At 73.7% G+C, this 4,789-nt stretch carries 2 protein-coding genes; both read left to right on the forward strand.

From position 1 onward, the window contains the following. Positions 1-265 precede the first annotated feature (265 nt). Positions 266-2,041, forward strand: coding sequence for a S8 family peptidase (locus ACWGIU_RS30045; RefSeq protein WP_453711041.1), 1,776 nt, complete (start codon positions 266-268; stop codon positions 2,039-2,041). A 213-nt stretch (positions 2,042-2,254) separates the two neighbouring features. Further along, positions 2,255-4,789: AAA family ATPase (locus ACWGIU_RS30050; protein WP_453711043.1), on the forward strand; the 2,535-nt coding region annotated here is incomplete at its 3' end.

The raw sequence follows: 4,789 nt of genomic DNA on the forward strand, positions 1-4,789 counted from the left end.
GGGCACCCCCCGGGGGGCCGGCCGGGGCTGGGCGCCCCCCCCCGGCCCCCACCCGCCCCGCCCCGCCGCATTCTCCGCACTTGCACCCATAGTCGGTATTCGGCCACCGATAACCGAACCCCCAGGCTGTAAAAGGTACTTCCGTAACAGGCTGTGTGCATGACATCTTGCGTCCACCACTTGTTTCGTTCGACCCGGCCTGACCACCGGGTCTTCGGAGGACGCATTGATACCCCACATATCCAGCCGACCTCGACGTACCCTCGTGCTGGCTGCCACGCTCGGCGCGGCACTCGCTTTCGGGGCTCCCGCCGCGCTCGCCGGCACCGCCCCGGTCTCTCCTTCCGGATCCTCGGTCCCCGCCCCCGCGGCGGCGGCCCCCAAGGCTGCGGCACCGACCTCCCAGAGTGCGACCTGGGCTGCCGGTACGCGCGCCTACCTCGTGATCACCGCTCCCGGTGACACCACGGCGGTGCGCAACGCCGTGACCGCCAACAGCGGCACGGTGTTCCAGTACTACGACGCGATCGGCGTGATCGTCGCCCACTCCGCGTCCGGTACCTTCGCCACCACCATGCGCGGTGTGAGCGGCGTCCAGCAGGTCGGCGCCACCCGTACCTCGGACGTGCCGGCGGACGCCTACAACCCGGCGCTTCCCGCCAACCCGGCTCAGGCCACGACGCCTTCGGGCGAGCCGGTCCGCGCCGACATGACCCAGATCAAGGCCGACCAGGCCTGGGCCGTCACCACCGGTTCCGCCTCCGTCAAGGTCGGCATCCTGGATACCGGTGTGGACGACCAGCACCAGGACCTGGCTCCGAACTTCAACGCGGCGGACTCCGCGTCCTGCGCCTACGGCAAGCCGGACACCCGTACGGGCGCCTGGCGGGACGTCGGCACCCACGGCACACACGTGGCCGGTACGGTCGCGGCCGCCAAGAACGGCAAGGGCGTCATCGGCGTGGCCCCGGGCGTGAAGATCTCCTCGGTGCGCATCGCCGAGCCGGGCTCCTCGCTCTTCTTCGCCGAGAACACCGTCTGCGGGTTCATGTGGGCCGGTGATCACGGCTTCAAGGTCACCAACAACAGCTACTACACGGACCCGTGGCAGTTCAACTGCCCGGACAACGCCGACCAGGCCGCGATCATCGAGGGTGTCAAGCGCGCCCAGGAGTACGCGGAGGGCAAGGGCTCGCTGCAGGTCGCGGCGGCCGGCAACTCCAACATCGACCTGGCCAACAAGACGACCGACACCGAGAGCCCGAACGACTCGACTCCGGTCACCCGCACCATCACCAACGCCTGCCTGGACATCCCGACCGAGCTCCCGGGCGTGGTCACGGTCTCGGCGATGGGCACCACCGCGAAGGCCTCGTACTCCAACTACGGTCTGAACGTGGTCGACGTGACGGCTCCGGGCGGCGACGCCACCGGCATCTACAGCACCCAGCCGGGTGGCAAGTACGGCACCATGAGCGGCACCTCGATGGCATCTCCGCACGTCGCCGGTGTGGCGGCCCTGCTGGCGAGCACCAACCCGGGCATCACCCCGGCGCAGCTGCGCGACAAGCTGGCCACCCAGGCCAACGACGTCGCCTGCCCGTCGGACAGCCGCTGCAAGGGCACCACGGCGAAGAACGGCTTCTTCGGCGAGGGCCAGGTCGACGCGCTGAAGGCCGTCGGCAGCACCCCGCCGCCCGGCAAGTACTTCGAGAACACCGGTGACTTCGCCATCGGCGACAACACCACCGTGGAGAGCCCGATCACCGTCAGCGGTGTCAGCGGCAACGCCCCGGCCACCCTCAAGGTGGGCGTGAACATCGTGCACAGCTACATCGGTGACCTGAAGGTCGACCTCGTCGCCCCCGACGGCACCGTCTACACCGTGCACAACCGCTCCGGCGGCAGCGCCGACAACATCAACCAGGTCTACACCGTGAACGCCTCCTCCGAGGTCGCGAACGGCACATGGAAGCTGCGGGTCAACGACAACGCCGGCGGCGACATCGGCAAGGTCGACTCCTGGAACCTGACCTTCTGATCAGGAGCCAACACGGCCTGACGGCCCGATAGTACGGACCAAGGCGAGCCCGCGGACCTGCTGATACACCTCGTATCGGCAGGTCCGACGGGTTTTCCCGGGACGTGACTGATTTCTGCGTCACAATCCGTGTCCGCCCGCCACTCGACCTCGTATTGTCGCCTCTCACAGGAAGGGCACAGGAGCTGGGGATCGAGAGGCTGGTGGCTGTGCGTGGTGGCGGCGACGGGGCACGCTGACACAAGTGTCGGACACGGAGAACTGGTCAAGGCGGTCGACCGCGCGCTGACCACGCAGGGCCGGGCGCTCGTGACCGGACCCGCCGGCGCGGGCAAGACCGAGGTGGTGCGCGCCGTCGCGGCCGCGGCCGAATCGCGCCGTGAGACCGTGCTGTGCCTCGCCCCCGAGGCCGCCGACCAATGGATACCCGAGGCGTCCGCCGCCGCCCTCCTCGCCTCCGTACCCGGCGGCGCCCTGGAACAGCTCTCCGGCCCCCAGCGCACCGCCATCGCCCTCCTGCGGCGCGAGGCCGACGCCCCCCGGGCCGGCCGCGACCACATCGCGCTGCGCCTCGCCGTGGTCGAGGTGCTGCGCGCGCTCGCCGACCGCCACCCCGTCCTGCTCGTCCTCGACAACGCCCAGTGGCTCGACGCCGAGAGCATCGACCTGCTCCGCTTCGCTCTGCGCCTCACCCCGCCCGGTGTGCGGGTCCTGGTCGCCGAATGCGTTCAGGGCGGGGTCCCGGTGGGCGAACCCCTCTGCGGCCCCGGCGTCCCCGCCATACGGGTCCCCGCGCTCGGCGCCGACGAGGTCGCCGAACTCCTCGTCCGCCACGGCCTCCCGGCCCGCCTCGCCGGCCGCATCCACCAGGCCAGCGGCGGTAACCCGCGCCTGGCCCTCGCCCTCGGCCACTCCCTTGCCGAAGCCGCCGAAGCCCGCGACTGCAGCGCCCACCACGCCGATGCCCTGCCCGTCTCCGGACAGGCCCGCGAGGTGGCCCGCCGGCTCCTGGCCGGGGCCCCCGCCCAGGCTCGCCGTACCTTGCTGTTCGCCGCCCTCGCCGCCCGTCCCACCATCTCCCTGCTGCGCCGGGCGGGTCGCCCCGACGCCGAGGCCGAGCTGGCCGAGGCGGAACGGGCCGCGCTGGTCAGGGTGGGGGAGGACGGCTCCGTGGAGTTCACCGCCGGCGCGCTGCCCACCGCCCTCGCCGCCGACGCGGGCTGGCCCGAACGCGCCGCCGGGCACGCGGCCCTGGCCGAGGCCGTCGACGACCCCGTCCAGGCGGTACGGCACCGGGCGCTGGCCGTGGACACCCCCGACCAGTGGCTGGCCGAAGAGATCGCCGAGGCCGCCGCGGCCTGCCGCCGCCGGGGCCAGCGCGCCCTCGCCGCCGAACTGGGCCTCCTCGCGGCCGAACGTACGCCGTCCTGGCTGGCCGGCGAGGAACTGGCCCGCCTGGTCGCGGCCGCCGAGGACGCCGGCTGGTCCGGCCGCGCCGACCTCGCCCGCCGTGCCACCGGGGCCGTCCTGGCCCGCGACGCCTCGCCCGCCGACCGGGTCCGGGCCCGGCTCGCCGTGATCGACGCCGCCGGGCAGGCCCTCGGCGCGCTCGACGAGACCATCGCGTACGCCATGGACGAGGCCGCCGGGGACCCCTCGCTCCAAGCCGCCGTCCAGCTGCGGATCGCCTGGAAGCACAACCTCAGCGACGGCGACCCGGTCCGCTCCCGCGACGCCGCGGCCCGCGCCGGGGCGCTCGCCGCACTCGGCGGTGACCAGGTCGCCCAGGCCATGGCCCTGACCGTACGGGCCCGTATGGGCCGGATCCTGGGCGATCCGGGCGCCGAGGCGATCCTGGCCGAGGCCCTCGCCCTGCCCGCTCCCGAAGTGCCGCTCGGCATGCGCAACGCACCCCAGTACCTCGCCGTCCGGCACGCGCTCTTCGACGACGGCCTCGACGACGCCCGCCGCCAGCTGATGGTGCTGCTGCCGGCCGTCCAGCGCACCGGCTCCGCCGAGGACGTCTTCGAGGTCCTGCGCAGCCTCACCGAGGTCGAACTGCGCAGCGGCCGGTGCGAGGCCGCCTCCGCCCACGCCCGCCGGGCCCTGGAGCTCACGATAGACGCGGGCCTCTCGCCCGGCCCCGCCTGGTACGTCGCCGCGATGGCGGAAACCATGGGCGGCAGCTTCGCCCGGGCCGCCGGTTACGCCCGGCGCGGCATCCAGGCCTCTCAGGAGGAGCAGGACCAGGTCTTCCTCTCCCGCAGCCTGCACGCGCTCGGCCTCGTCGAACTCGCCACGGGGGAGGCGGCGAAGGCCGTCGCCACGCTGCGCCGGGTCGCCGAACTGGAGGCCGCCCAGCAGGTGGTGGACCCCTCGATCCTGCGCTGGCACGGGGAGCTCGCCGAGGCCCTGATCGCCGCCGACGCCCCCGAGGAGGCGGCCCGGCTGCTGGCCGACGTCCGTACGGTCGCCGTCGGCCTCGGCCGTACCGGGGTCGTCGCGGCCCTCGACCGGGCCCGCGGGCTGTGTCTGTCCGCGCAGGGCGACGCCGACGCTGCCGTGCACCTGCTGGAGGCCACCGCCCAGCGCTTCGACGCCCTCCGCCTGCCGCTGGAACGCGGCCGCACGCTGCTCGCCCTCGCCCGGGTGGAGCGCCGCCGGCGCCGGCGGGCGCCGGCCCGCGCGGCGCGGCGGGCCGCGGCGGAGGTGTTCGAAGGGGCCGGGGCGGCCGCCTGGACGGAGCGC

Source organism: Streptomyces sp. NPDC054840, from assembly GCF_053611065.1.